20 protein-coding genes are annotated in these 25,026 nt (G+C 63.9%); 11 read left to right on the plus strand and 9 right to left on the minus strand.

Annotated elements, in window-relative coordinates; translation table 11 throughout:
• Positions 1-281: 281 nt before the first annotated feature.
• Positions 282-2,783 carry a penicillin-binding protein 1A gene (locus B2P87_RS19490; protein WP_141890079.1) on the plus strand — a complete coding sequence of 834 codons (2,502 nt, stop codon included), beginning with the start codon at positions 282-284 and terminating at the stop codon, positions 2,781-2,783.
• Here B2P87_RS19490 and B2P87_RS19495 read toward each other — a convergent pair.
• Positions 2,780-4,759, minus strand: coding sequence for a Hint domain-containing protein (locus B2P87_RS19495; RefSeq protein WP_141890080.1), 1,980 nt, complete (start codon positions 4,757-4,759; stop codon positions 2,780-2,782). The genes B2P87_RS19490 and B2P87_RS19495 overlap by 4 nt on opposite strands.
• Before the next feature lie 235 nt (positions 4,760-4,994).
• On the opposite strand from B2P87_RS19495, the gene prfB reads away from it, so the two are divergent.
• From prfB to B2P87_RS19510, 3 genes are all read left to right on the plus strand, one after another.
• Positions 4,995-6,122, plus strand: a complete 1,128-nt coding sequence (gene prfB / locus B2P87_RS19500; protein ID WP_141890081.1) for a peptide chain release factor 2 — start codon at positions 4,995-4,997, stop codon at positions 6,120-6,122.
• Between the two features lie 200 nt (positions 6,123-6,322).
• Positions 6,323-7,726, plus strand: coding sequence for a calcium-binding protein (locus tag B2P87_RS19505; RefSeq protein WP_141890082.1), 1,404 nt, complete (start codon positions 6,323-6,325; stop codon positions 7,724-7,726).
• A gap of 188 nt (positions 7,727-7,914) precedes the next feature.
• On the plus strand, positions 7,915-8,685 hold the full coding sequence (locus B2P87_RS19510) for a DUF2189 domain-containing protein (protein WP_027243685.1): 771 nt from the start codon (positions 7,915-7,917) through the stop codon (positions 8,683-8,685).
• Positions 8,686-8,687: 2 nt separating this feature from the next.
• Here the strand turns inward: B2P87_RS19510 and B2P87_RS19515 are convergent, their stop codons facing one another.
• The gene (locus B2P87_RS19515) at positions 8,688-9,485 is read right to left on the minus strand and encodes a helix-turn-helix domain-containing protein (protein WP_208764529.1); all 798 of its coding nucleotides are present in this window, start codon (positions 9,483-9,485) and stop codon (positions 8,688-8,690) included.
• Positions 9,486-9,721: 236 nt separating this feature from the next.
• On the opposite strand from B2P87_RS19515, the gene B2P87_RS19520 reads away from it, so the two are divergent.
• Complete coding sequence (locus tag B2P87_RS19520) at positions 9,722-10,075, plus strand: hypothetical protein (RefSeq protein WP_244940792.1); 354 nt, start codon at positions 9,722-9,724, stop codon at positions 10,073-10,075.
• Positions 10,076-10,106: 31 nt separating this feature from the next.
• On the opposite strand, the gene ilvN is transcribed toward B2P87_RS19520, so the two are convergent.
• Both ilvN and B2P87_RS19530 read right to left on the minus strand, forming a co-directional pair.
• Positions 10,107-10,667 (minus strand): acetolactate synthase small subunit, encoded by a 561-nt coding sequence (ilvN, locus tag B2P87_RS19525; RefSeq protein WP_058288014.1) that lies wholly within the window; start codon positions 10,665-10,667, stop codon positions 10,107-10,109.
• Positions 10,668-10,752: 85 nt separating this feature from the next.
• On the minus strand, positions 10,753-12,504 hold the full coding sequence (locus tag B2P87_RS19530) for an acetolactate synthase 3 large subunit (protein WP_141892056.1): 1,752 nt from the start codon (positions 12,502-12,504) through the stop codon (positions 10,753-10,755).
• Between the two features lie 405 nt (positions 12,505-12,909).
• Here B2P87_RS19530 and B2P87_RS19535 point away from each other — a divergent pair, with 405 nt between their 5' ends.
• The 3 genes from B2P87_RS19535 to B2P87_RS19545 all read left to right on the plus strand — a co-directional run bounded on the left by B2P87_RS19535 (position 12,910) and on the right by B2P87_RS19545 (position 16,108).
• Complete coding sequence (locus B2P87_RS19535; protein WP_141890083.1) at positions 12,910-13,761, plus strand: HalD/BesD family halogenase; 852 nt, start codon at positions 12,910-12,912, stop codon at positions 13,759-13,761.
• A 77-nt stretch (positions 13,762-13,838) separates the two neighbouring features.
• Positions 13,839-14,840 (plus strand): hypothetical protein, encoded by a 1,002-nt coding sequence (locus tag B2P87_RS19540; protein ID WP_141890084.1) that lies wholly within the window; start codon positions 13,839-13,841, stop codon positions 14,838-14,840.
• A gap of 122 nt (positions 14,841-14,962) precedes the next feature.
• Positions 14,963-16,108 carry a lytic murein transglycosylase gene (locus B2P87_RS19545; protein WP_141890085.1) on the plus strand — a complete coding sequence of 382 codons (1,146 nt, stop codon included), beginning with the start codon at positions 14,963-14,965 and terminating at the stop codon, positions 16,106-16,108.
• A 12-nt stretch (positions 16,109-16,120) separates the two neighbouring features.
• Here the strand turns inward: B2P87_RS19545 and B2P87_RS19550 are convergent, their stop codons facing one another.
• The gene (locus tag B2P87_RS19550) at positions 16,121-16,765 is read right to left on the minus strand and encodes a response regulator transcription factor (RefSeq protein ID WP_008553820.1); all 645 of its coding nucleotides are present in this window, start codon (positions 16,763-16,765) and stop codon (positions 16,121-16,123) included.
• Between the two features lie 61 nt (positions 16,766-16,826).
• Complete coding sequence (locus B2P87_RS19555; RefSeq protein ID WP_141890086.1) at positions 16,827-18,254, minus strand: cache domain-containing protein; 1,428 nt, start codon at positions 18,252-18,254, stop codon at positions 16,827-16,829.
• A 282-nt stretch (positions 18,255-18,536) separates the two neighbouring features.
• Between B2P87_RS19555 and B2P87_RS19560 the strand changes: the two genes are divergently transcribed.
• The 3 genes from B2P87_RS19560 to B2P87_RS19570 all read left to right on the plus strand — a co-directional run bounded on the left by B2P87_RS19560 (position 18,537) and on the right by B2P87_RS19570 (position 23,056).
• The gene (locus B2P87_RS19560; RefSeq protein WP_141890087.1) at positions 18,537-19,619 is read left to right on the plus strand and encodes a TRAP transporter substrate-binding protein; all 1,083 of its coding nucleotides are present in this window, start codon (positions 18,537-18,539) and stop codon (positions 19,617-19,619) included.
• A gap of 141 nt (positions 19,620-19,760) precedes the next feature.
• Positions 19,761-20,687: a TRAP transporter small permease subunit gene (locus B2P87_RS19565; protein ID WP_141890088.1), complete on the plus strand. Its 927-nt coding sequence runs from the start codon at positions 19,761-19,763 to the stop codon at positions 20,685-20,687.
• Between the two features lie 14 nt (positions 20,688-20,701).
• Positions 20,702-23,056, plus strand: a complete 2,355-nt coding sequence (locus B2P87_RS19570) for a TRAP transporter large permease (protein ID WP_058288021.1) — start codon at positions 20,702-20,704, stop codon at positions 23,054-23,056.
• Between the two features lie 170 nt (positions 23,057-23,226).
• Here the strand turns inward: B2P87_RS19570 and B2P87_RS19575 are convergent, their stop codons facing one another.
• The 3 genes from B2P87_RS19575 to B2P87_RS19585 all read right to left on the minus strand — a co-directional run bounded on the left by B2P87_RS19575 (position 23,227) and on the right by B2P87_RS19585 (position 24,996).
• Positions 23,227-23,610: a VOC family protein gene (locus B2P87_RS19575; RefSeq protein ID WP_141890089.1), complete on the minus strand. Its 384-nt coding sequence runs from the start codon at positions 23,608-23,610 to the stop codon at positions 23,227-23,229.
• The gene (locus B2P87_RS19580; RefSeq protein ID WP_058288023.1) at positions 23,610-24,434 is read right to left on the minus strand and encodes an arginyltransferase; all 825 of its coding nucleotides are present in this window, start codon (positions 24,432-24,434) and stop codon (positions 23,610-23,612) included. Before B2P87_RS19580 ends, B2P87_RS19575 begins: the two co-directional genes overlap by 1 nt.
• Before the next feature lie 130 nt (positions 24,435-24,564).
• Positions 24,565-24,996 (minus strand): RDD family protein, encoded by a 432-nt coding sequence (locus tag B2P87_RS19585; RefSeq protein WP_008553980.1) that lies wholly within the window; start codon positions 24,994-24,996, stop codon positions 24,565-24,567.
• Positions 24,997-25,026: the final 30 nt, after the last annotated feature.

Raw genomic sequence — 25,026 nt, forward strand, 5'->3', positions numbered from 1 at the left:
GGCACGCACCGCGGCCGGCGGGCGGGGGTGGGGAGGCAGGCCAAAACGGCGGTCGGGTGCGCGTGCGTTCGGCCTGCCCGCCGCTTGCGCCGAACCGCGGCAAGCATTGGGAAAAGGGGCAGCCGCTGCTAGTATTACCGGGTCAGGATACATCACAGACGGCGCAAAACCAATTCTTGGGACGGCAGATTTCAAGACAGCACACTTTCGCCGCCGCATGCTTTGACCCCGGACACCGCCGCGCATATATAGGCGGCACCTCGCGAGAAAGGCCAAACCCCGTGCTCAGGTTCATACTCTCCTTCTTCGGCTCCATTTTCAGCACCATCACCCTTGGCGTGGCGATGGTGGCGCTGACAATCGGGGCGGTGTTCTGGATCTACGGGCGCGACCTGCCGAGCCATGAGTCGCTGGCCCAGTACCAGCCGCCGACCATCAGCCGGATTTATTCGGGCGAAGGCTATCTGATTGACGAGTTCGCCAAGGAACGCCGCCTGTTCACGCCGTCGCATGAGATCCCGGACCTTGTGAAACAGGCCTTCATCTCGGCCGAGGACAAGAACTTCTACAGCCATTCCGGCTATGATGCCCGCGGTATCGCCGCTGCCGCGATCGAGGCAGTGCAGTCGCGCGGGGAGAACGTGCGCGGCGCCTCGACCATCACCCAGCAGGTGATGAAGAACTTCCTGCTGTCCGGCGACCGCCGGGCCGAGCGCAAGATTAAGGAAATCATCCTCGCCACGCGGCTGGAGGAAACGCTCGACAAGGAACGGATCCTGGAGCTGTACCTGAACGAAATCTTCCTGGGCCAGAACTCCTATGGCGTAACCGCCGCCGCGCAGACCTATTTCAACAAAACGCTGAGCGACCTGGCCCCGCATGAGGCGGCCACCCTGGCCGCGATGCCCAAGGCGCCGTCGGATTACCACCCGGTGCGCCAGAAGGACCGGCTGCTGGCGCGGCGCGACTACGTGCTGCGGGAAATGCGCGAGAACGGGTACATCTCCGCCGATGTCTATGAGGTGGAGGTCGCGCAGCCGCTGCGCTCGGTGCAGAACGGCGATTTCGAGGCGTTCCGCACCGCGCTGCCGCCGCGGGATTATTTCACCGACGAAATCCGCCGCCAGCTGACGCAGAATTTCGGTGAGGGCGAATTCTTCACCGGCGGTTTCACCGTGCGCGCAACTCTCGACCACGAGATGCAGGCCGAAGCGGCGCTGGCGCTGCGCGGCGGGCTGGAGAAGTACGACCGCTCCCGCGGGAAATGGCGCGGCACCGGTGTGCAGCTAGAGGAATCCCAGCTGGCGGATGAGACCACCTGGCGCGCTGCGCTGGCAGATGCCGATGTCCCGCGCGATATCGTGCTGGGCGGCAGATGGTATCCGGCGGTGGTGCTGGAGGTTGGCAGCGAGTCGCTGACCGTGGGGGTTGAGCACAGCAAGGGCACCGGGTCGGTGCCGCGCGCCGACATCAAGTGGATGAAGGGCAGCTTTGCCGAAAACTTCACCCGCGGCGACGTGGTGCTGGTGCGGGCCGATAAGAAGGACGGCGAATTCAGCCACTGGTCGCTGCGGCAGGTGCCGGAAGTGCAGGGCGGCTTTGTCGCGATGGATGTGAACTCCGGCCGGGTTCTGGCGATGCAGGGCGGTTTCTCCTACCAGCATTCGGTGTTCAACCGCGCCACCCAGGCGCTGCGCCAGCCGGGTTCCAGCTTCAAGCCGTTTGTCTATGCGGCGGCGCTGGACAGCGGTTACAGCCCGGCGACCATCGTGGTGGACGCCCCGATCGAGATCGACACGCCGCAGGGCCTGTGGCGGCCCAAGAACTCCTCGAACAAGTTCTACGGGCCCACGCCGCTGCGGACCGGCATTGAGATGAGCCGGAACCTGATGACCATCCGCCTGGCGCAAGAGGTGGGGATGCCGGTGGTTGCCGGCTATGCCGAACGCTTTGGCGTCTACGACAACATGGGCGCCTTCCTGGCCAACTCGCTGGGGGCGGAGGAGACCACGCTCTACAAGATGGTTGCGGCCTATGCGATGTTTGCCAATGGCGGCGAGCGCGTGCAGCCGACGCTGGTGGACCGCGTGCAGGACCGTTTCGGGCGCACCATCTACCGCCATGATGACCGTGATTGCGTGGATTGTTCCGACCCGTCACTGGCTGCGGGGCAGGCGCCGCGCATTGTCACCGACCGCGAGCGGGTGATGGACCCTGTCACCGCCTACCAGCTCACCTCGATGATGAAGGGCGTGGTCGACCGCGGCACCGCCTCCAGCGTTATCAACCTGCCGGTGCCCACCGCGGGCAAGACCGGCACCACCAACGATTCGCGCGATGTCTGGTTCGTCGGCTTCACCTCGAACATCGTGGCGGGCTGCTACATGGGCTTTGACCAGCCCCGCCCGATGGGCCGCGGCGCCTATGGCGGCACCATGTGCGGCCCGGTGTTCCAGCAGTTCATGACCAAGGCGGTGGAGAAATTCGGCGGCGGCCCGTTTGAGGTGCCGGAAGGCGGCCATTTCATCAAGATCGACCGCTACACCGGCGCGCGGCTGCCGGACGATGCCTCCGGCCCCTATGTGGTGGCGGAGTATTTCCGCGACGGCGCCGAGCCGATCTTCGGCCTGACCTATGACGGCGGCTTTGCGATGGGGTCGAACCTGCCGCTGGTCGAGGAGGTGCAGCAGTCCGGCCGCAAGGTCACGACGTCCAGCGGCGGTACTGCGGTGCTGGGGCCCAAGGCCACCTTCGGCACCGTCAGCTCAGGCGGGCTGTACTAGGCCCCCAGCAGCACAGCCTCATGGCGCGTCAGGCACTGGCGCGCCGTGGCGCCATAGGTCCCGGGGCACCAGCGCAAATCCGGCATGATCCGGAAAAGCTCCTCCCGCACCGGCGCGTCGAGCGCCGACACCGCCTGGCTGCCGGGGTGGAAGCTTTCGGACGGTGCGCCTTCGGCATAGATGATTTCATGCCGGTCAAACAGCAGATGCACATAGGTCACCCTGCCGCCGGGCTGCTGGCGGATGCTGCTGCCGTTGACCAGATGCAGGGCGGACACCAGCACCTCTTGCGCGCCGCACAGCAGGGCGGCGGCCGGCCCGGTGTACAGCATCCGGTGCTGCGGCGAGACCAGCAGGTCGCGTTCCGCCCCGAACAGGCCCGCGGGAATGCGCACCGGTGCCAGATTGCCCGTGGCGGGCACTTCCGACTGGCTGATCCAGCGCACCGGCTGCATCCCGTTGTCCCGTGTGATCACCTGATCGCCCGGCTGCAGGGTTTCGATGGCGCGCAGGCCCGCCGCGGTGGCAATTCTGGTGCCGGCCGCGAAGCATATGATCTGTTCGATGCCCGAGAAGCTGACCACGCTGCCATCCAGCAGCGTCGCGGTGCCGGTAAGGCTGCCGCCGGTGTTATCGGTGATGGTCAGCGTGCCCTTGTCGAGCTGGCCGTTGAAATCCAGCGTGTCGCCGGTTGTCTGCCCGCCGTCGCCGCCCGCGATGGTGATATTGTTGCTGCCGCTGTCGCCGGTGTCGACGATGGTGAAGGTGTCGTCGCCGTCGCCGCCGGTGGCGGAGTCGCCTTCGCCAACGATGAGAACGTCATTCCCCGCGCCGCCCTCCAGCGTGTCGGCGCCGCTGCCGCCCTGCAGGGTGTCGTGGCCGCCCTGGCCGTAAATCACGTCGTCGCCATCGCCGCCGGAAATGCTGTCATTGCCGTCCGCAGGCGTTTCCGGCGGCACCGTGAAGGTGATATTCGTAACCGTGTAATCCGAGCCGTCGGTGCCGTCGGTCTGCAGGTTGGCGGAGAGCACCAGCCGGTCGAACTCGCCGTAGCCGCTGATGCTGACGGTGCCGGCGCCGGTGCCCGGAGTATTTTCGGTAAAGTCGCCCTCGGCAATCAGAACGCCGTCCTTGTAGATCGCCCAATGGCCTTCTTCGCCGAACCCGTCGGTATACAGATGCTTGTAGGAGAAGCTGGCCTCGGTGGTGTTCTGGTCGAAGTCTACGATCAGTTCCTCGGAAATGCCTGAAGCCTTGTCATAGCCGATCTGGGCGTCGACGCCGCTGTCTGAATCCGAAATCGCCCCGGCCACACCAAAGGCGCCGTCGTAATAGTCAATGTTGGCAGCACTTGCGTTCCCGGCCAGATCCCGGGCGGTGACGGTGAAGCCGCTGCTGGTATCGGTGACGTTTGAATCGTCGATGTGCTGCTGCGAGTTGCCCAGCCCCGCTTCGGTGCTGCTGTCGCCATAGATCGTGTCGTCGCCGCTGCCGCCCTCAATGCTGTCGCCGCCAGCGCCGCCCAGCACCAGGTCGTTGTCCGCGCCGGCATCCACGGTGTCGTCGCCTGCGCCGGCCTCCACCGTGTCCTGGTTGCCCGACACGCCGCCGCCGCTGCCGTTGTCGATCTGGTCGCCATCGCTGTCGGTGTAGCTGCTGCCGATCGTGTCGGCGCCGCTGGTGCCCTCGACCGGACCATCCATGTCGGTGTAGGCGGGCGGGGTGTCTGCGCTGGCCGAACTGAAGCTGTCGGGCGGGCCGTAGTCCGGCACAAAATAGACGTTTCCGTCTGTGGCGAGGTAATAGACGCCCGGTTCAATCTCATCGGTGTAGGGCGTGCCGCCATGCGAGCCGGTCCAGCTCCAGTTGCCGGCGCCCAGGTTCTGATCCGTGGTGAAGGCGGCGTAGGTGGCGGTAATCGTGTCGCCATGGTCGAGCGATCCGTCTCCAAGCTGGACAAGATATCCGCTAGGCATGATCCAGGTCCCCAGGTACAGTGGCGGCCGCCCGCCGGCAATCAATACGGGAACAAGACTTAACCGCACGGCGTTAAAGCCGCGTTTTTGCAACCCGGAATCTGCGCCGCATTTTAGGATGTTTTTCTGCAGCACCTTCGGCAGCGGCGCGCGGCGTGGCGGCTTGCGAGCGGCGCAAGGGTGGTTTATCACGCAGGCCTGACCTGAGATTGCCCGGATATTGCAAGGATACCCCATGCGCGCGGAAACCCAGAACATCGTGGCGGAGATCGAGAAGTCGCTGGAGCTGCTGGCCCAGCGATTGAATTGGGAAACCGCCGAATTCCGCCTGGAGGAATTCAATGCGCGGGTCGAGGATCCGAACCTGTGGGACGACCCGGAGGCGGCGCAGAAACTGATGCGCGAGCGCCAGGCGCTGGTGGATTCCATCAATACTTACAAGGGCATCAAGCAGGATCTGTCTGACAATATCGAGCTCATCGAGCTGGGCGAGATGGAAGAGGACGCCGAGGTCGTCAAGGACGCCGAGGAGTCGCTGAAGACGCTGAAGGACAAGGCTGCCGAGAAGGAACTGGAAGCGCTTCTCTATGGCGAGGCCGATGCCAACGACACCTTTCTGGAAATCAACGCGGGCGCCGGCGGCACCGAAAGCTGCGACTGGGCCTCGATGCTGGCGCGGATGTATGTCCGCTGGGCGGAGAAGAAGGGCTACAAGGTCGAGCTGCAGTCCGAAAGCGCGGGCGACGAGGCGGGCATCAAATCCGCCGCCTACAAGATTTCCGGCCACAACGCCTATGGCTGGCTGAAGTCCGAGAGCGGCGTGCACCGGCTGGTGCGGATCTCGCCCTATGACTCGGCGGCCAAGCGGCACACCTCCTTCAGCTCTGTCTGGGTCTATCCGGTGGTGGACGACAACATCGAGATCGAGGTGAACCCGGCCGACATCCGCGTCGACACCTACCGCTCCTCCGGCGCGGGCGGCCAGCACGTGAACACCACCGACTCGGCGGTGCGGATCACCCACATTCCGACCGGCATCGTGGTGACCTCGTCCGAGAAATCGCAGCACCAGAACCGCGACATCGCCATGAAGGCGCTGAAATCGCGCCTGTATCAGCAGGAGCTGGACCGCCGCCACGCCGAGATCAACGCCGCCCACGAGGCCAAGGGCGATGCCGGATGGGGCAACCAGATCCGCTCTTACGTGCTGCAGCCCTACCAGATGGTGAAAGACCTGCGCACCGGGCATGAGACCTCGGATACCAAGGGCGTTCTGGATGGTGATCTGGACGGCTTCATGGCTGCGACCCTGGCCATGAATGTTTCCGGCAAGAGCCGCTCCGAGGCTCAGGGCGAGGATTGATCCGCGCCGCCGGTCCTGCCCTGGCGGCAGCGGCACACTGCATCTGCTGAGTGAATTGCAAGCTCCGGCCGTATCAGCCGGAGCTTATTTCTTTGGCGCCGCTGCGGGCAAGCTATCGAAATCGCCACCTTGCCGATGGGGCCCGAACGCCCTTTGCTAAGACCTGCCAAGGCTGGTTTTCGTGGCTTGGGGGGAGTGTCATGGCACGGGTCAATCTGAATCTCCTGTTTGATGGTGAAACAGCCATTCCCCTGCTTGATGGCCTAAGCAGCGTTAAGTGGTTCGACCGCTTTTTGAACACCTACAACGTCTTTGAAAGCAATTCGGACAACAGGCTGGTGGCAGATGTCGGCCTCACCGGGCAGGACTGGACGGCCAAGATCGTCCGGTTCGGCGGCGCAGCGGAAAACAACCTGACCAGGATCACCGATCTGGACGGCGGAACCGGCCGCCGGATCGACTATCTGGAGCTGGGCTACAACTCCAGCGTGGTTCTGGACAGCACCCGGGCGCGGCAAATAAACGGGTGGGACGGAAAGAAGCATGAGGTCACGCTGGGAGAAAACCAGCAGGGCAGCACCTTTTCCATCCATCTGTTTGCCGAAGAAAACTTTGTCACCACCGGCAGCGCGTTTGTGTTCAACATCGAGACCGGCCTTGGCGGCAGCGACGCGGACAGGGCCAAGGGGGATGTGATCACCATTGGCAGCGGCGGCGCGGGCACCGTGCGCACCAGCGCCGGCGATGACAAGGTTGTGGTCCGCAAGGGGTTTGCGGAATTTGTCAGCACCTCCGGCGGTGAAGATATTGTGGTCATCGGCAACAGCGGTGCTGGCGTTGTTCGCACCGGCGGCGGCAACGACACTGTCCGCACCGGGAATGCGTTTGTCGAGCTGATCTCCACCGGCAATGGCAATGACACCGCAGAGGTCGGCGCCGGCGGTGCCGCTGTGGTCCGGCTGGGCAGCGGGCGGGATATCGTCAGGCTCTCGGAAACCGGTCCCGGTGCTGGGGTGCAGATCAGCGGCGGAGATGGCAGAGACACGGTTGATTTCTCGAAGATCTCAAGCGGGGTGGTGTTTTCGCTTAACCTGGACGGAGCGTGGCAGAACCCCGGCGCGCCAGGCGGCAGGCTGGGCGCGGAGGGCACCGGGTTTGTGCAGGCCACCTCGGTCGAGAACCTGACCGGCACCGCCAAGGGCGACCGGCTGAAGGGGGACGGCGGCGCGAATCTGCTTGCGGGGAAGGGCGGCAATGACCGCCTGGCCGGGCTGGCCGGGTCGGACAGGCTGAACGGCGGCGGCGGCAACGACCGGCTGGCCGGCGGCGGCGGCAACGACACCCTCAAGGGCGGCAGCGGCAATGACACGCTGACCGGCGGCAAGGGGGCTGACACCTTTGTCTTTAAATGCGGCGATGACCTGGTCCGGGACTTCGAAGAAGGCAGCGACATCCTGCAGATCAGCGGCCACAGCGGCGGCTTTGCCAGCCTCAGCATCACTGACAGTGCGGGCAGCCGCCTGATCACCCATGACGGCGGAACGGTCCGCCTGGACGGTGAGGCGGGGCTTGCTCTGAGCGCGGACGATTTTGTCTTCGTTTAATCGCACGCCGCCAGACATAAGCCTATAAGGACGGGCGTGACAGCCCGTCTTTTGTGTTCTGCAGGGGCCGCTGGCTGCTGTGCGGCGGGCCCCGCGCAAGTATTTGAAATATGTATCTGAAAAGTATTTTTTGATGCCGGGTTCGCGGCTAGGCTGGCGTAAACAGGCATTTGAGAGGACATACCGCGATGACCACAGAAAAGCCCTTTGGGGTGCCGCAGCTGCGGCCTGCTGCCATGCCCATGCTGTTCGAGGCACTGCGCCGCGGCTGGGCCGACTTCCGGGCCAAGCCGCTGTACGGGCTGTTCTTTGCGGGGTTTTATGTTCTGGCTGGCTGGGCCATGGCCTGGGTCACCGTGCAAACCGGCACCACCTACTGGCTGGTTCTGGCCGCCATCGGCTTTCCGCTGATTGGCCCGTTTGCCGCAGTGGGCCTGTACGAGGTGTCGCACCGGCTGGAACAGGGGCAGCCGATTGCCTTTGGCGGCATCCTTGGGGTGGTGCTGCAGCAAAGCCGCCGCCAGCTGCCTTCAATCTGCGCCATCATCATTGTGGTGTTTCTGTTCTGGTTTTTCCTCGGCCACATGATCTTTGCCCTGTTTATGGGGCATGCGACGATGACCAATGTTTCCAGCTCTGCCGAGGTGTTCCTGACCGCCAACGGGCTGACGATGCTGGCGGTGGGCACCGTGGTTGGCGCGCTGTTTGCGCTGCTGCTCTATATGATTACGGTGATTTCTCTGCCGCTGCTGCTGGACCGCGAAGTGGATTTCGTCACCGCGATGATCACCAGCTTCCAGTATGTGCAGCAGAACTTCCTGGTGATGATGGTCTGGGCCGGGCTGATTGCCGCCGCCACTTTCGCCGCGCTGCTGCCCTGGTTCCTGGGATTGTTCCTGGTGCTGCCGCTGCTGGGCCACGCCACCTGGCACATCTACCGCCAGGCCGCCGCGCAATAGCGTCAGCGGAAGGGCTGGCCGACGTGCAGCAGGCGGCGGTGGAAGGGCAGCAGGTCCGCTGCGTCGGCAAAGCCTGCACTGCGCGCTGCGGCCAGCACCTGTCCGGTATCGCGGCCCAGGTGTTCATAAACCATCCGGGTCACCCGCTCGCCGGTCTGGCCTTCGCGCACGGTGCGGGCCACGTAGCCGGACCAGAAATTGTTCTCCAGAGAGGCTTCGCGGGCCAGATAGTTGAAGGAATACGTCATTGCCCTGCGCCGCGCGATGACAAAGGCGACGCCGTCCTCGTGGCCGCTGACGTAGCCGCGGAATTCGCGCGCCGCCGGGGTGGCCGGCAGCCCCTGGCTGTACATCGCCTCCTTGGCTTCAAAGCCCTTGATGTAGGTCACGCCCGCGTCCCGGAAGACATAGGTCAGGCCGATCACGAATTTATCGTCATTGATGAAGCTGCGGCGGGTAAAGCGGTAAAACCCGGACGGGAAAAACTCCTGGCTCAGCTGCTGCACGCCCCGGCCCAGGAAATCCGCCAGAAATGCACCGTTTATCACCTGACCGGCTTTGGACAGTTTTTCCACCGGGTCCAGGAGAATACGCGCATCAACATCGAAAAAGCGGCAGATACGGTCCAGCACATCCGGGCGCGGAAAGCTTTCGCCGGACAGGTAGCGGTTGAATTGGGTGCGGTTGATGCCAAGCTGGCGAGACAGCTCGGAAACCGACGGGTATTGCCGCGACAATTGACGCAGATTGGCGCCGAACATGTTCCTCAAATCAGCTGGTGAGCGGTTCTGACTGGTCATCTTTGGCCCTGATGGTTCAAATTTTCGCGATGCAATTGCGGCGCTTGCAAACTGATTGTGCAAGACTTTTGCGGTGAGAAGCGAGCGGCCGCTGCCGTTCTGCGTCATGGCTGGTGCTATTCCACGTCAGAAGGCTAGTCAAGCCGACACAAAATGCAATAGCCCAGTGCGCATTTTACCATGTTGGCGTCACCCCAATTGTTTCAAAATTGGTGAGCGGCAATGCGAGGGCTGGTATGATTGGAGTCGTTTTGTGGCGGGATGAAACCCTGACTAAAGCCGTAATCTGGTGTGAAGATCAGGGGGATCTCGCTTTTTATACAAAAGAAGCTGGGGCGGAGTTTCCGGAATTCAATCCAGGCGATTGGGTTGAATTCGACCTTACCATCAGCGGAAATGTCAGGATTGCCGGAAACCTTTCGGTCCTGATCGAACAGGGCAGCCCGGATTTGGCAGACCGGCTGTCAGCAGAGGTCTGCGGGCGGGATTCCGGCGCAGAGGGCCAGACCCGCGGCACCGTGGTTCCTTTTCCGGTGCAATCCGCAAAAAAGCGGGGCGTTTCCGCACCGCTTCAGGCCACCCGGACCTGAGCGCCGGCCTGTTTCCAGGCCGGCAGCAAAATTAGTTTCCGCGCAGCAGCGCGGCGACTCCGGTGCGGGCAATCTCGGCCAGGCCAAGCGGCCGCATGAGTTCGGCAAAGGCATCGATCTTGTCCGGCGCGCCGGTGATTTCAAAAACGAAACTGTTCAGCGTGCTGTCGACAACATTGGCGCGGAAAATATCCGCCAGCCGCAGCGCTTCGACCCGCTTGTCGCCGTCGCCCGCCACTTTCAGGATCGCCAGTTCCCGTTCCACCGCGACGCCTTCGACCGTCAGGTCGTGCACATCGCGGACTGAAACGATGCGGCCCAGCTGCGCCTTGATCTGCTCAATCACCTGCGGGGTGCCGGTGGTGACGATGGTAATCCGCGACAGATGGCCGGTGTGGTCCACTTCGGCCACGGTCAGGCTTTCAATGTTGTAGCCGCGGCCCGAAAACAGGCCGATGACACGGGCAAGAACCCCGGGTTCGTTTTCCACCAGCACCGCAATGGTGTGGCGTTCCTGCACGTCCGAAAACGTCGGGCGCAGGTTGTAGGCGGAATGGCGGGTGGAGCCTTTTTTGATATGCAGGGCAGACATTCGTGGTCTTCCTCTCGTATGTCGCTGCCAGGAAATTCGAATTTCCTGGCAAATTTCTTTGAAGAAATTTGCGGCGCTGCCGCGGTTACACCAGCACTGCGCCGCCGGCCTGGATGACGCCTTGGGTCTCGGCTTCGCCCAGCAGCATCTCGTTATGCGCCTTGCCCGAGGGGATCATCGGGAAGCAGTTCTCGTGCTTCTCGACCAGGCAGTCGAAGATCACCGGCCCGTCGTAGTCGATCATTTCCATGATCGCATCATCCAGTTCGGCGGGATCGCTGACGCAGATGCCCTTGCAGCCGAAGGCCTCGGCGAGCTTCACGAAATCGGGCAGCGCCTCGGACCAGCTGTGGCTGTAGCGCTCGCCGTGCAGCAGTTCCTGCCACTGGCGCACCATGCCCAGGCGCTCGTTGTTCAGGATGAACTGTTTCACTGGCAGGCGGAACTGCACCGCGGTGCCCATCTCCTGCATGTTCATCAGCCACGATGCCTCGCCCGCGACGTTGATCACCAGCGCGTCGGGATGCGCCATCTGCGCGCCGATCGAGGCCGGGAAGCCATAGCCCATGGTGCCGAGGCCGCCGGAAGTCATCCAGCGGTTCGGGTCCTCAAAGCCCAGGTACTGGGCCGCCCACATCTGGTGCTGGCCGACCTCGGTGGTGACATAGCGGTCGCGGCCCTTGGTCAGCGCCTCAAGGCGCTGCAGAGCGTATTGCGGCTTGATGGTCTTTTCCGAGTTCTTGAACGACAGGCAGTTCACCGCGCGCCATTCGTCGATCTGCTTTTGCCATTTGGCCAGCGCCTCGCGGTTCACCTTGCGGCCGCGCGATTTCCAGACCTTCAGGATGTCCTCCAGCACATGAGCGACGTCGCCGACAATCGGGATATCGACCCGGATCACCTTGTTGATCGAGGAGGGGTCGATGTCGATATGCGCCTTCTTCGACTTGGGGCTGAAGGCGTCGATGCGGCCGGTGATCCGGTCATCGAACCGGGCGCCGATGTTGATCATCAGGTCGCAGCCGTGCATCGCCATGTTGGCCTCATACAGCCCGTGCATGCCCAGCATGCCCAGCCAGTTCTTGCCGGACGCAGGGTAGGCGCCCAGGCCCATCAGGGTCGAGGTGATCGGAATGCCAGTGCCGTCAACCAGCTCGCGCAGCAGCTGGCTGGCGGCGGTGCCGGAGTTGATGACACCGCCGCCGGTATAGAACACCGGGCGCTTGGCCTTTTCGATGGCCTCGACCAGCTCGGTGATCTCCGCCATGTCGCCCTTCACTTGCGGCTGGTAGTGCGACGCCGAAGGTTTCGGGCCCTGATACCTGCCATTGGCGAATTGAACGTCCTTGGGAATGTCGACCAGAACCGGGCCGGGGCGGCCGGACTTGGCGACGTGGAAGGCCTCATGCAGGGTCCTTGCCAGCGCATCGGTGTCCTTGACCAGCCAGTTGTGCTTGGTGCAAGGGCGGGTGATGCCCACGGTGTCGGCCTCCTGGAAGGCGTCGGAGCCGATCATGAAGGTCGGCACCTGGCCGGTCAGCACCACGATCGGGATCGAGTCCAAAAGCGCGTCGGTCAGGCCGGTGACCGCATTGGTGGCACCGGGGCCGGAGGTCACCAGAACAACGCCGGGTTTGCCGGTGGAGCGGGCATAGCCCTCTGCCGCGTGGACCGCGCCCTGTTCGTGACGGACCAGAACGTGGCGGATGTCATTTTGCAGAAAGATCTCGTCATAGATCGGCAGCACGGCGCCGCCAGGGTATCCGAAGACTACGTCCACCCCCTGATCCTTCAGGGCCTGAACAACCATTTTCGCGCCGGTCATCTCACGTGTCATCTGCTTTTTGCTCCAATTGGCGGCATCGTCATTACGCATAAAAAAAGCCCCCGATTTCAAGTCGGAGGCGCATGGGTTCGATTATGGTCAACCGTCACCGGCCCATGCGCATGGTTCCTACGATTACGACTAGGGTGGTCACGTCCACAGGCTCCTCATTGCGTTGCAGCGGACATTATGGGCGCCGGACAGGGGCGTCAACCGGCAAACGTGTCAAAAAGGACGCTCCCGGAGACATTTTCTTGCTTGCGCCCCGGGGTGCGGCGAAATTTCCGCGAAAGCGGCGGCCCGCTGAGGCGGGAAATCGTTCAAATCCGGCACGCCCGTGTCCCGTTTGTGCCAGATCGGTGCTCCCGCAGCAGGCAAGCTCAGCCTCAGCAAAGGATAGAAGGGAAGGAAGCGGACATGGTTCAACTCTCCGATCTGGTGGATCTCGGACGCTATCCCATCGACCGGCCCGGCTCCAGCGCCTGCGCCCGGCTGATTGCGGATCTGCAGCGCGATCTTGCAGCGGACGGCTGTGCGGTGCTGCCCGGGTTCGTGCATCAGGACGGCGTTGCCAGGCTGGTGGCGGAGGCCGACGCGGTGGCAGGCCAGGGGTACAGGTCCTTCAGCCGCACCAATCCCTATTTCTCCCAGGACGACAGCACCCTGCCGGAAACCCATCCGGTGCGGCAGTTTTTCGGCCGCTCCAACGCCTTTGTCCCTGCGGACAACTTTGGCCCGGACAGCCCGCTGCGCGCGATCTACGAACACCCCGGCTTCATGCCTTTTGTCCGCGAAGCGCTGGGAGAGCCGGAGGACCGGTTCTTCCGCTATGACGATCCGCTGGCCGATGTGATCATCAACATGGTCGAGGCGGGGCAGGGCTTCCCCTGGCATTTCGATACCAACAATTACACCGTGACGCTGGCGATCCAGAACGGCGAGAGCGGCGGCGCGTTCGAATACGTGCCAATGCTGCGCACCCCGGCGGATGAGAATTTCGATGGCGTTGCGCGGGTGCTGGCGGGCGGCTCGCCGCTGGTGCGCAGGCTGGTGCTGCGGCCCGGCGACCTGCAGATCTTCCGGGGCCGCTATTCGCTGCACCGGGTGGCCCCGGTCGAGGGGGCGCGCAGGCGCTATGTCGGGATCTTCTCCTTTGTCGAGCAGGAGGGCATGTGCGGCGGGGTGGAGCGCACCCGGCAGCTTTATGGCAGGGTCCTGCCGCGCCATTACGAGCGTGAGGGGCTGCGTGCCGACGCGCTGCGGGATTGACCGGGCCTGCGTCAGGGGGCTGGACCTGCCGCGCGGGATCGGGATACTCGTGTGCAGTATTCCGCAGGAAGCCGCCGGTGCCCAAAGTCATTATCCATCTGCGCAAAAAGCATATTGAGAGCGACCTTTCACGCGGCTTCCTGCAGCTTTTCGGCGTGATTCAGAAAATGCTGGCGGCAGAGGGGATCGGCTGTGACATCCGCGCCTTGGACGCCGGCATCACCAGCCGCACGCGGCAGGTTCCCGGGGATCGCTTCGAGGACGGCAATCTGCACATTCTGGATGACCGCAGCGTGCAGATGCCGAATGTGCTGAATGCGGCCTTGGCGTATCTGGATGGCTTCTGGCATCTGGACCCGGAGGGAACCCGCGGGTTCAGCTCCATCGCGGCCCGGGACTTCCGGGAGGATATGATCCCTTACCAGTACGCCAAGCAGTTCTACGGGCGGCTGCAACGGACGTGGAAGGACGCCCGCCGGACCCGCTACAGCGCGCCAAGGGAGCGGGAGGATATTCCGCAGGGGTGCATTTCGGTATTTTTCCAGGGATCTTACCCGGTCCGGACCGGGGCAACAGAATTTACCGATATCGCGATGCTGCAGGATGTGCTGCAGGGGGCGGGAAGCAAGACCGTGCTGGTCAAGCCGCATCCCTTGCTGGCGAGCATCGCAACCATGGCGGAGCTGGCAGAGATCGCGGCCGGGGACAGCCGGGTGGTGATCAGTGGCGCCAACATCCACGATATTCTCGCCGCCAGCTGCGTGACGGTTTCGGTCAACTCGACGGCGGCGATGGAAGGGTTTCTGCACCGCACGCCCGCCATTCTCTATGGCACGTCCGACTTTCACCACATGGCGGAAACCGTCACCGGGCCGGGGCAGTTCGCCGGGGCGCTGCAACGGGCGCTGGCGCGTCAGGGCGGCTATGCGCAGTTCCTGACCTGGTATTTCCGCAAGAATTGCCTGGAAATCGGCGCGCCGGACGTGGAGCAGCGGATCTGGGAGATCTTTGGCCGCGCAGGCTTCCCGCGGGCGCGCTTCACGGCCGAACGGCCACCGGACCAGCAGGCGGGGCGCTAGGGCGGCAGGTCTTCGCTCTGGCGCTATTCCGGACCTTGGCGGCCCGCGCTGTTTCTGGCAGCCTGTCCGGCAAAAGCCCTGCCGCATAAGGCAGGCGGCAATCAGCGGAACGGGCAGATAACATGAATATCACACGGCGTCATTTCGGGTTTGGTCTTGCAGCGTTTGGGCTTGCGGCCTGCAGCAGCACGGTGCCGGCTGGGGGCAGCTCCCGCAGCACCGGCCTGCCGGCGGATCTGCGGCCGGTGCCCAATGCCGGATATGACCGGTGGGTGGCGGCCTTCCGGTCCCGGGCCGAGGCCAGCGGAATTTCCCCGGCCACTCTGCGCGAGGCGTTCCGCGGGGCGGGGTATCTGCCGGGGGTCATCAAGCGCGACCGCAACCAGACCGAGTTCAAGCGCTCACTGGAGGATTACCTGTCCATCGCCGTCTCGGACGAGCGGCTGGCCAAGGGCCGCGCCGCCTTTGCCCGCCACGGCGCCACCCTGCAGGCGCTGGAGCGGGCCTATGGCGTCGATGCGGAAATCATCTGCGCCATCTGGGGGCTGGAAAGCTTCTTTGGCGAGCGCCGCGGTGACGTGCCGGTGATTTCCGCCACCTCGACGCTGGCCTATGACGGACGGCGCGGGGCGTTCTTTGAAAAGCAGCTGCTGGCGGCGCTGAAGATCCTGCAGAGCGGTGACATCACCCCCGCCCGGATGACCGGCAGCTGGGCCGGCGCCATGGGGCACACCCAGTTCATTCCGACCTCCTACCAGGCCTTTGCGGTGGATTTCACCGGCGACGGGCGGCGCGATATCTGGTCGGAGGACCCGAGCGACGCGCTGGCGTCCACCGCCGCGTATCTGCAAAGAAACGGCTGGACCCGCGGGCTGAAATGGGGCGGCGAGGCCGGGGCGCCCGGCACCCCCGCAGGCCGCATCCTCCAGCCGCAGGCGGGCGGGCCGAAGTTTGCCGTCACCAGCAATTTCAACGCCATCAAGCGCTACAACAACTCCGATGCCTACGCGATCGGGGTGGGCCACCTGGCCGACCGCATCGCCGGAGGCGGCCCGCTGCGTGCGGGCTTCCCGCCGGACACATACGGTCTGACCAAGGGTGACCGCATCCAGCTACAGAAACGCCTGACGGCCAAAGGCTTCGATACCGGCGGTGCTGACGGCGTGCTGGGTCCGAAAAGCCGCGCTGCGATCAGCGGCTACCAGTCCAGCCGCGGCCTGCCGGCAACGGGCGATCCGTCCCAGGCGCTGCTGGCCAGTCTGAACTAGGAGCAGGGAGGATCAGAACGCGGCGCCGGTGCCCTGCAGCACCCCATGCTCCAGCGCATAGCGGGTGAGGCCGGCAGTGGAGGATATGCCCAGCTTGCGCTTGATATTCTTGCGGTGGGTTTCGACGGTTCTGACAGAGATATCCAGCGCTTGGGCGACTTCCTTGTTGGACTTGCCCTGCGCCAGCTCCAGCAGGATGGTCTGCTCGCGCCCGGTCAGCGCCTCGCGGGCGCCGTTATCCTTGGGCTTCAGGGAGCCGGCCGCACCGGTGCAGAGATAGGTCTGCCCCTCCATTACCGCGTCGATGGCCTGCTTGATCTCATCGGTCGGGACATCCTTCAGCACATAGCCCATCGCGCCGTGGCTCAGCGCGGTGGAGATATATTCGGCGCTGTCATGCATTGACAGGATCAGGATGCGGGTGCCGGGGTGCTGTTCCAGAATGATCTCGGTGGCGCTGAGGCCGCCGAGCTTGGGCATGTTCAGGTCCATCAGCACCACGTCAGGCGCCAGCCTGCCCATCTGGTTCACCGCATCGCGGCCATCGGTCAGCGAGCCGACCACCTGAATGTCGTCATAGCTCTCAAGGATCGACTGGATGCCTTCGGCCACCATCGGGTGGTCATCCACGATCAGAACCTTTACCGGATCAGCCATCATTCCCCCAATGCAGCATTCCATTGCCCGGGAGCCTCGCACCTTGCCGCATCCTCCCCGGTCACGGCAGCTGTGCAGGCGTTCCCTCCTCGCCCGGCGGCAGCAAATGGCTGAGAGGCAGGCTTGCCTCGATCACCGTGCCGCTTTGGGTGCCCCGTGATGACAGAATGCGCAAGGTGCCGTCAAGCTGCTCAATCCGCTCCTGCATGTTGCGCAACCCGATCCCGGGGCCGGTGCGGGCATCCCTGGGCGGCAGGCCGCGGCCATTGTCGGTGATCCGCATGGTGGCGCCCTTGGTATGGCCGCGCAGATCGATGCTGACCTTGGTGGCCTCCGCATGGCGTTCGATGTTGGTCAGCGCCTCCTGGGCGATGCGGTAGAGCGCAATCTTGGAATCCTGATCCAGCCGGTTGCGGAACACCACGGTGGAGAACGCCGTCTCGATCCCTGTGCGGGCCGCGAAATCATCGGTCAGCGCCTTCAGCGCCGGGCCCAGCCCGAGGTCGTCCAGCACGCCCGGGCGCAGGTCGCGGCTGATCCGGCGCACTTCGGTGATCGCGGTCAGCAGGCTTTCGGTGCCTTTCTCCAGGGGCGCCGCCGCGCCCTCGCCATCGCCGCGGGTCAGGCGGCGGCGGGTGTTGTCCAGCGCGTAGCGCACCCCGACCAGCAGCTGGCTGATCCCGTCATGCAGCTCCCGCGCCACCCGGCCGCGCTCCTCCTCCTGGGCGTCGAACACGCGCTGGGTCAGCTCCTTCAGCTTGGCATCCGCCAGCCGCCGCTCGCGGATGTTCAGGAACATGCCGGAGGCAAAGACCAGCCCCAGCGAAATCAGCGTGATCGCCCCGATGTAAAAGAAGGTGCGCCGCACCCGCGCCTCCACCTCCGCCCTTGAGGCGGCGACGGTGGCCAGCACATCGTCGATGAACACGCCGGTGCCGATCGCCCATTGCCAGTCCTGCAGCCCCAGCACATAGGCGATCATCTGCGCCTCCTCGCCGGTGGAGGGCTTTTCCCAGGTGAAGCTGTGCCAGCCAGCCCCGTCGCGCGCCAGGCGGATGAACTCATCCACCACCGGCACGTCGGCGCTGTCGGTCAGTCCCGCCCAGTTGCGGTTGATGAACTCGGTCTGCCGCGGGCTGACCAGATTGGTGCCGTCGTAGTCGTAGACAAAGAAGAACCCGTCCTTGCCGTAGATCATCGCGCTGAGGATCTGCGCCACCTGTTCCTTGGCCTCTGCATCATCGGGTGCTGCCAGGCCATAGATATGGGCAAAGCCGTTGCGGGCCTGGGTCACGTAGTTGCGCAGCTCCGCCTTCTTGGCGGCCAGCAGCTGCATCTCCAGCGCCTGGATCTCGCGCTCTGCCAGGGCGCGCGACTGATAGCCCACCAGAACCGCAATCGCCGTGCCTGCCACGATCAGCGGCAAGGTCATCAAAAGCGACAGTTTCTGCGCGTAGGTCGGGCGCAAAAGGGTTTGGAACAGACGCATCAATGGGGTCCCGGAATTGGTCAAAAACTTGTACCGAATCATTGCCCGGCCGCCCAGAGGAATCAAAGGCACGCGACACATTTGCGCCCCAGGCGTGTGCCAACATTCAGCGATTCGCGCCAAAAATGCGCCAACTGACCCGGTGCAGCCGCGAAAAACGTGCCGTTCTACGCAGTACTAGGTATTCACATAAAATTCGCCGCCGCTAGGCTGGCCGCACTCGAACCGATCCGCCCGGGGGGACCTTCCGGGCAATCCGAATGATAATGGGAGGAATACTTTATGGATCGCCGTTCTTTTTTGAAGACGTCCGCACTGGGCGGCTCCGCCGCAGCAGCCAGCACCCTGGCCGCGCCGGCATATGCCCAGGGCAAGCGCACCCTGACCATGGTTACCACCTGGGGCCGCGGTCTGGCCGGTGTGCATGATTCTGCACAATATGTTGCCGACTCCATCACGGCCATGTCCGGTGGCGACCTGACCGTTGACGTCAAAGCCGCAGGCGAGCTGGTTGGCGCGTTCGAAGTGTTCGACGCCGTGACCGCAGGCCAGGCCGACATGTACCACGCTGCCGACTATTATTTCGTCAGCCAGCACCCGGGCTATGCGTATTTCACCGCGGTGCCCTTTGGCATGACCCCGCAGGAACTGACCAACTGGTACTACCACGGCGAAGGCATGGCGCTGCATGATGAGCTGGGCCAGATCTTTGGCCTGAAGTCCTTCATCGGCGGCAACACCGGCCCGCAGTCCGGCGGCTGGTTCAACAAGGAAATCTCTGGCCCCGAAGACTTCAACGGCCTGAAGTTCCGGATGCCGGGCCTGGGCGGCAAGGCGCTGGGCAAGCTGGGCGCCTCGGTGCAGAACATTCCGGGTTCCGAAGTGTATCAGGCGCTGTCCTCCGGCGCCATCGACGGCACCGAGTGGAGCGGCCCCTGGGCGGACGAGAAGGCTGGTTTCCAGGAAATCACCAAGACCTACTACACCGCGGGCTTCCACGAGCCGGGCGCGGCGCTGTCGGTTGCCACCAACCGCGAAGTGTTCGAAAGCCTGTCGCCGGCCCATCAGAAGATCATCGAGATGGCATCGGCCGCCGGCCACCAGTGGAGCCTGGCGCAGTTCATGAACAACAACGGTGCAGCGCTGCAGCGCCTGCAGTCCGGCGGCGTCAAGACCCTGGAATTCCCGGACAGCGTCTGGGACGCCTTCGGCAAGGCCACCAAGGAAACCCTGGACGAGTTCATGGGCGACGAGCTGTTCGCGAAAATCCGCGGCAGCGTCGAGTCCTCGATGAAAGCCTCCTCCGGCTGGATCACCAAATCCGAAGGCGCCTACCGCGTTCAGCGCGACCGCGTCCTGGCCTGATCCGCCTGACCGTCATTAACCGGATCCCCCGCCGCAGGCGGGGGGTCCATATGCAGTTGCCCGTAGCGCGGGACGGCCGGCCAGCAGCGCCGTGTGCCCAGCCCTCAGCCGCAACTTCGCAGCAATCTTCCCGGGGGAAACATGCAGGAAGAGAGTGGCATCACCTTCTTTGGCGCAATCTGGGGCGGACTTGTCTGGCTGATCCAGAACATCGCCGGCGCCTTTTATAATCTCGGCTACGCCGTCACCCATCCGCAGCTTTGGCTCGACTGGTCCGACAAGGCTTCGATCATGCGCTTCGTCTACTATGGCGGCTCGGTCGAATTCTTCTTTGTCGTGTTCACCACCTTCCTGGTGCTGACCGCCATCGGCCTCTATTTCCGCAGCTTCATGTGGGCCATGGTCCGCGGGCTGGAGGGGATGGCCAACACCATTGGCCGCTTCTTTGCCTGGGCGGGGCTTCTGATGGTGGTGCAGCAGATCATCATCGTCTTCCTGCAGCGCGTGTTCGCGCGGCCCGACATCAGCTTCGGCTTTGGCATCCCGTTCAGCCAGGACATCAGCTGGTTTGCCGAGGAATTGAAGTTTTACAATGCCTTGGTGGTCTGCCTTTGCGTGACTTACACCTTTGTGCAGGGCGGCCATGTGCGGGTGGACCTGATCTATTCCGGCATCAGCTTCCGCGCCAAAAAGGTGGTGGACATGGTCGGCTCGCTGATCTTCATGATGCCCGCCGCGGTGCTGACGTGGATGTACGGCTGGTTCTTCCTGTGGCGGCACCTGATCGTGCCGAACCCCTCGGCTTCGGACACGCTGGAGCGGCTGGTGATGAAATCCCGCGCCCTGCGCTGGAACGTGGAAACCATCGGCTTCAGCCCCAACGGGTTCAACGCCTATTTCCTGTTCAAGATCCTGCTGATCGCCTTCGCGGGCCTCGTGTTCCTGCACGCCATCGCCTTCTTCTACCGCTCCTTCCTGGAGTTCGTCGAAGGCCAGGGCAGCGAAAACAAATACCTCGACAAGGACAGCCTTGGAGAGGGTGAAGAAGCCTACGAAGGCACGCATTAAGGGACGTCGGAAACATGCTATTTGGACTTGATGGCGTCGAGATCGGCCTGCTCATCGTATTTTTCTGCCTCTTCGGGGGCATCCTCTCCGGCTTTCCGGTGGCCTTTGCCATCGGCGGCGCCGGGATCATCTCCTTCGGGATCATCGCCGCGCTGGACAGCGCGGGCATCCTGATCCACCAGGCCATCGACACCTCGTCGCAGGCCTACCGCGACCTGGTGAACTCGGGCGTCCGGCCGGACAAGGTCTCGGTCTTCCGGTACCCGGATTTGCCAAGGATGGCGGAACCGGTGTTCGTCCAGGGCTGGGAAGTGGCGCTGGACCGCAACGTCTCCTTCATCGTCAACCGGATGAACGAGCGGGTTCTGGCGGGCGCGTCGATTGAAACCCTGCTGGCGGTGCTGATGTTCGTTCTGATGGGCATCACCCTGGAACGCTCGAAGATCGCCAACGACCTGCTGACCACCATGGCGCGCGTCTTCGGCCCGCTGCCCGGCGGCCTGGCGGTGTCGATCGTGGTTGTGGGCGCGTTCCTTGCGGCCTCCACCGGCATCGTCGGCGCGACCGTGGTGACCATGGGCCTGCTGGCGCTGCCCACCATGCTGCGCAACAACTACTCGCCGGAGCTGGCAACCGGCGTGATCGCCGCCTCCGGCACCCTGGGCCAGATCATTCCGCCGTCCATCGTGATCGTTCTTTTGGGCACCCTGGCGGGCGACCTCTATTCCACCGCGCAGGAAACCCGCGCGATGGAGGCGGGCTGCTCTGACGCGCTGACGTATCTGGGCGAGCCGGCGGTGGTGTCGGTCGGCACCTTGTTCCAGGCGGCGCTGCTGCCGGGCATCTTGCTGGCGATCCTCTATGCCACCTATGCCTTTGGCTATGCGCTGCTGAACCCGCACAAGGCGCCCGCGGTCGCCATCGAAGGCGGCACCGGCGAGGTGATCACCCGCAACGAAGGCCTGACCTGGTTCCTGGCGGTTCCGGCCGCGCTGATCGGCGGCGCAATCCTGCTGTCGAGCTTTAACGTGATCGGCAGCCAGAACATCACCGTCTCGACCTTCTCGGATGCTGGTGAAACCGCCTCGCTGCGCACCACTGTCGGGCCGCAGTGCAAGGAGGCCATGATCGAGCTGCACGGGCAGGACGCCTGGGATGCCGCCGTGGCGGAGCAGGAAGCCATCGACGCGGCTGGCGGCGTGGCTCTGTCTGCGAAGCTCAGCGAAGAGCAAATCGCCGCTGCCCGCGAAGCCAAGATCGCCGCTGCGGCGCCGATTGGCACCGGCATCAGCGTGATCATGATCGTGCTGGGCCTGGTGCTGGCGTTCGGCCGCGGCGTGGCGCCTTCGCGTGATGCCAAGCCGCTGATCCTGGGCGCAATCGGGGTTCTGCTGATTGCGCTGGTGGATCTGGTGGCGATTGCGCCGACCACCTCGGCGGGCGTGACCGTTCTGTGGATTGCGCTGCCGCTGCTGCTGGCGCTGTGGGGCTGCCGCGAGGCCGCCGCGCGCTGCGCGGGCAACGATCTGATCCGGGTGGTGTTCCCGCCGCTGGTGCTGATCGTCGCGGTGCTGGGCTCGATCCTGGGCGGCATCACCAACCCGACGCCGGCCGCGGCGCTGGGGGCAGGCGGCGCCATCATGCTGGCGGCCTACCGCAAGCTGAAGGATGAAGGCCGCTCCGGCAGCATCATCATCTGGTCCACCTTTGCGGTGATGCTGTGCATCCTGGTCGGCATGAACTTCGACCTGCGGGTGAACCAGGGCGGCGTCAGCGTCGAAAGCTGGATTGCCTTCCTCGTGGCCTACGCCGCCTATCTCTATGCGCTGTTCGGGCTGCTCTATGGCTGCTGGGTTCTGTTCCGCTCCGGCGTGCTGACCCCGGTGGTGCGGGAAACCGCCAAGGTGACCTCGATGGTCTTCACCATCCTGATCGGCTCGCAGCTGCTCAATCTGGTGGTGATCTCCTTCGGCGGCGAGCACTACATCCAGCAGTTCCTGAAGAGCTTCGACAACGAGATGACGGTCTTCCTGATCGTGATGCTGGTGCTGTTCTTCCTGGGCTTCGTTCTGGACTTCCTGGAGATCATCTACATCGTGATCCCGATTGTGGGGCCGGTGATCTATGGCGGGTCGTTCGATCCGAAATGGGTGACCATCATGGTGGCGGTGAACCTGCAGACCTCGTTCCTGACACCGCCTTTCGGCTTTGCGCTGTTCTACCTGCGCGGGGTGGCGCCGAAGGAGGTGACGACGGCCCATATTTACCGCGGGATCGTGCCGTTTGTGCTGATCCAGGTGGTGGGGATCGCCATCCTGTGGGCCTTCCCGTCGATCGTGACCATCGTGCCGGCGCTGATCCCGAACTGATCCGGCGGCAGTGTATGTAAACGGAAAAGGGGCCCCAAGCGGGCCCCTTTGCTTTTTTTACCGGGGGAGGGGCGCTGCCCCTCTGCGCGCGCGGCGCGCATTCACCCCGGGATATTTTCAGCCAGATGAACAGGGGATCCTTGCGCAGACGGTCCGGCCCGCGGGCCGGCTCAGGCGAACTGGATCAGGTCCCAGCGGTTCCCGAAGGGGTCGCGCCAGACCGCTACGGTGCCATAAGGCTCATGCCGGGGGTCCTCTTCGAAGGTCACGCCTTGAACGCGCATCGCGGCGTGGTCGCGGCCAAAGTTGTCCGTGGCCAGGAACAGCCCGACGCGGCCGCCGAACTGGTTGCCGATGGCGGCTTGCTGCTCCGGGCCTTCGGCGCGGGCCAGCACCAGGCTGCCCTGCGCAGCGCCCGGCGGCAGGATCCGCACCCAGCGCTTGGCTCCCTGATCAATATCCTCGGCCAGCTGCCAGCCAAGCTGGCCGCAGTAAAAGGCGATGGCGGCGTCATAATCCGGCACCACCAGCGAGACGGCGTGGAGATGCTGCATCAGCGGCTGCGGTGGATGGGCTGTTCTGGCAGCTGGATATTGGCGACCTGTTCGGCAATCGGATCGGTCGACAGCGGATGGCTGGCGGCCGCGAACTCAGACGGGTTGGTCATTTTCGTCCAGCTGCTTTGGTGATAGATCTCAAGGCCGGAGAACTTGGCCTTGTATCCCATTTTCTGGCTGCCGGGGACCCAATAGCCCAGATAGACGTAGGGCAGGCCGGCCTCCCGCGCGATCTGGATATGATCCAGGATCATGAAGGTGCCGAGCGAATTCTTCGGCTGGTCCGGCGCATAGAACGAGTAGACCATGCTGAGGCCGTCTTCCAGCACATCCGTAAGCGATACCGCGGTCAGCCGGTTGCTGCCCGCCTCGGCATACTCCACCACCCGGCTGCGCACCGGGGTTTCCTCGATCATTGCGGCGTATTCGAACACGTCCATGTCGGCCATGCCGCCATCCGCGTGGCGGCTGTCCAGATAGCTGCGGAACAGGGCAAACTGGTCTTCGGTCGCCCAGGGCGACGTCGCCCGCCGCTCCAGATGGGCGTTGCGTTTCAGGGTGCGTTTCTGGCTGCGGGTGGGGGAGAAGGCCGCCACGTCGATCCGGGCCGACAGACAGGCCGAGCATTCCGAGCAGGAGGGCCGGTACAGCACGTTCTGCGAGCGCCGGAAGCCCTGCTGGCTGAGACTGTTGTTGAGCTGCTCCACCCCGTCGCCCTGCAGTGCGGTGAACAGCTTCCGTTCCATCCGGCCGTCCAGATAGGGGCAGGGCTGCGGCGCTGTCACGTAAAACTGCGGTGCAATGGGAAGGGTATGGCGCATCGGAACTCTTCAGCGGTTTCGCGGGAAAAACGGAACAAGCGGCAGCTACTTCGGGTGATGATAGCAACGCGGTTCCGGTGCGCCAAGTAGCGTTGTGGAAAATGGTTTAACGGTCGCTTGTGGTTTTCATTCAAACCCGCCGGTTCAGCATGACGGTGCCGAGGAAATGGTCGGTGAGGCCCTGGCCGCGCGGCGAGGTCAGCATCAGGATGATCGAGATCACCTGCAGCACCGGGAAGCCCAGGGACAGCGAATAGCCCGCGGTGTGCAGCGCTGCCATGCCGCTGTCGAGCCGCTGGCCCGCACTGTCGCGCAGCTCAATCCCGGCAAAGCGCATCCCCCAGGTGGCGGAGCCGTTGGCAATGGTCACCGTCCGGTAGGCAAAGCCCACCGCCAGATACAGAAGCGGCCAGACCAGGAGCCCGGTGAAGGCGGTCAGCAGCACTGCGCCGGCGCTGAGCGTAAAGATCAGGATGCTGTCGATGACCCAGGCGATCAGCCGCTTGGCGGGTACAGACGCATAGAATTCTGCCTGGTAGTCGGGATCGGGCAGGGCGGTCATGTATGGGATCCTTTGCTAAAGGAAGAGACA

The sequence above is a fragment of the Leisingera sp. UBA4491 genome (assembly GCF_002388965.1).
GTDB lineage: Bacteria > Pseudomonadota > Alphaproteobacteria > Rhodobacterales > Rhodobacteraceae > Leisingera > Leisingera aquaemixtae.

Coding starts and splice junctions, on each gene's coding strand:
- B2P87_RS19495 (WP_141890080.1), bottom strand. CDS start 4,759: ATGCCTAGCGGATATCTTGTCCAGCTTGGAGACGGATCGCTCGACCAT.
- prfB (WP_141890081.1), top strand. CDS start 4,995: ATGCGCGCGGAAACCCAGAACATCGTGGCGGAGATCGAGAAGTCGCTG.
- B2P87_RS19505 (WP_141890082.1), top strand. CDS start 6,323: ATGGCACGGGTCAATCTGAATCTCCTGTTTGATGGTGAAACAGCCATT.
- B2P87_RS19510 (WP_027243685.1), top strand. CDS start 7,915: ATGACCACAGAAAAGCCCTTTGGGGTGCCGCAGCTGCGGCCTGCTGCC.
- B2P87_RS19515 (WP_208764529.1), bottom strand. CDS start 9,485: ATGACCAGTCAGAACCGCTCACCAGCTGATTTGAGGAACATGTTCGGC.
- B2P87_RS19520 (WP_244940792.1), top strand. CDS start 9,722: ATGATTGGAGTCGTTTTGTGGCGGGATGAAACCCTGACTAAAGCCGTA.
- ilvN (WP_058288014.1), bottom strand. CDS start 10,667: ATGTCTGCCCTGCATATCAAAAAAGGCTCCACCCGCCATTCCGCCTAC.
- B2P87_RS19530 (WP_141892056.1), bottom strand. CDS start 12,504: ATGACACGTGAGATGACCGGCGCGAAAATGGTTGTTCAGGCCCTGAAG.
- B2P87_RS19535 (WP_141890083.1), top strand. CDS start 12,910: ATGGTTCAACTCTCCGATCTGGTGGATCTCGGACGCTATCCCATCGAC.
- B2P87_RS19545 (WP_141890085.1), top strand. CDS start 14,963: ATGAATATCACACGGCGTCATTTCGGGTTTGGTCTTGCAGCGTTTGGG.
- B2P87_RS19550 (WP_008553820.1), bottom strand. CDS start 16,765: ATGGCTGATCCGGTAAAGGTTCTGATCGTGGATGACCACCCGATGGTG.
- B2P87_RS19555 (WP_141890086.1), bottom strand. CDS start 18,254: ATGCGTCTGTTCCAAACCCTTTTGCGCCCGACCTACGCGCAGAAACTG.
- B2P87_RS19560 (WP_141890087.1), top strand. CDS start 18,537: ATGGATCGCCGTTCTTTTTTGAAGACGTCCGCACTGGGCGGCTCCGCC.
- B2P87_RS19565 (WP_141890088.1), top strand. CDS start 19,761: ATGCAGGAAGAGAGTGGCATCACCTTCTTTGGCGCAATCTGGGGCGGA.
- B2P87_RS19570 (WP_058288021.1), top strand. CDS start 20,702: ATGCTATTTGGACTTGATGGCGTCGAGATCGGCCTGCTCATCGTATTT.
- B2P87_RS19575 (WP_141890089.1), bottom strand. CDS start 23,610: ATGCAGCATCTCCACGCCGTCTCGCTGGTGGTGCCGGATTATGACGCC.
- B2P87_RS19580 (WP_058288023.1), bottom strand. CDS start 24,434: ATGCGCCATACCCTTCCCATTGCACCGCAGTTTTACGTGACAGCGCCG.
- B2P87_RS19585 (WP_008553980.1), bottom strand. CDS start 24,996: ATGACCGCCCTGCCCGATCCCGACTACCAGGCAGAATTCTATGCGTCT.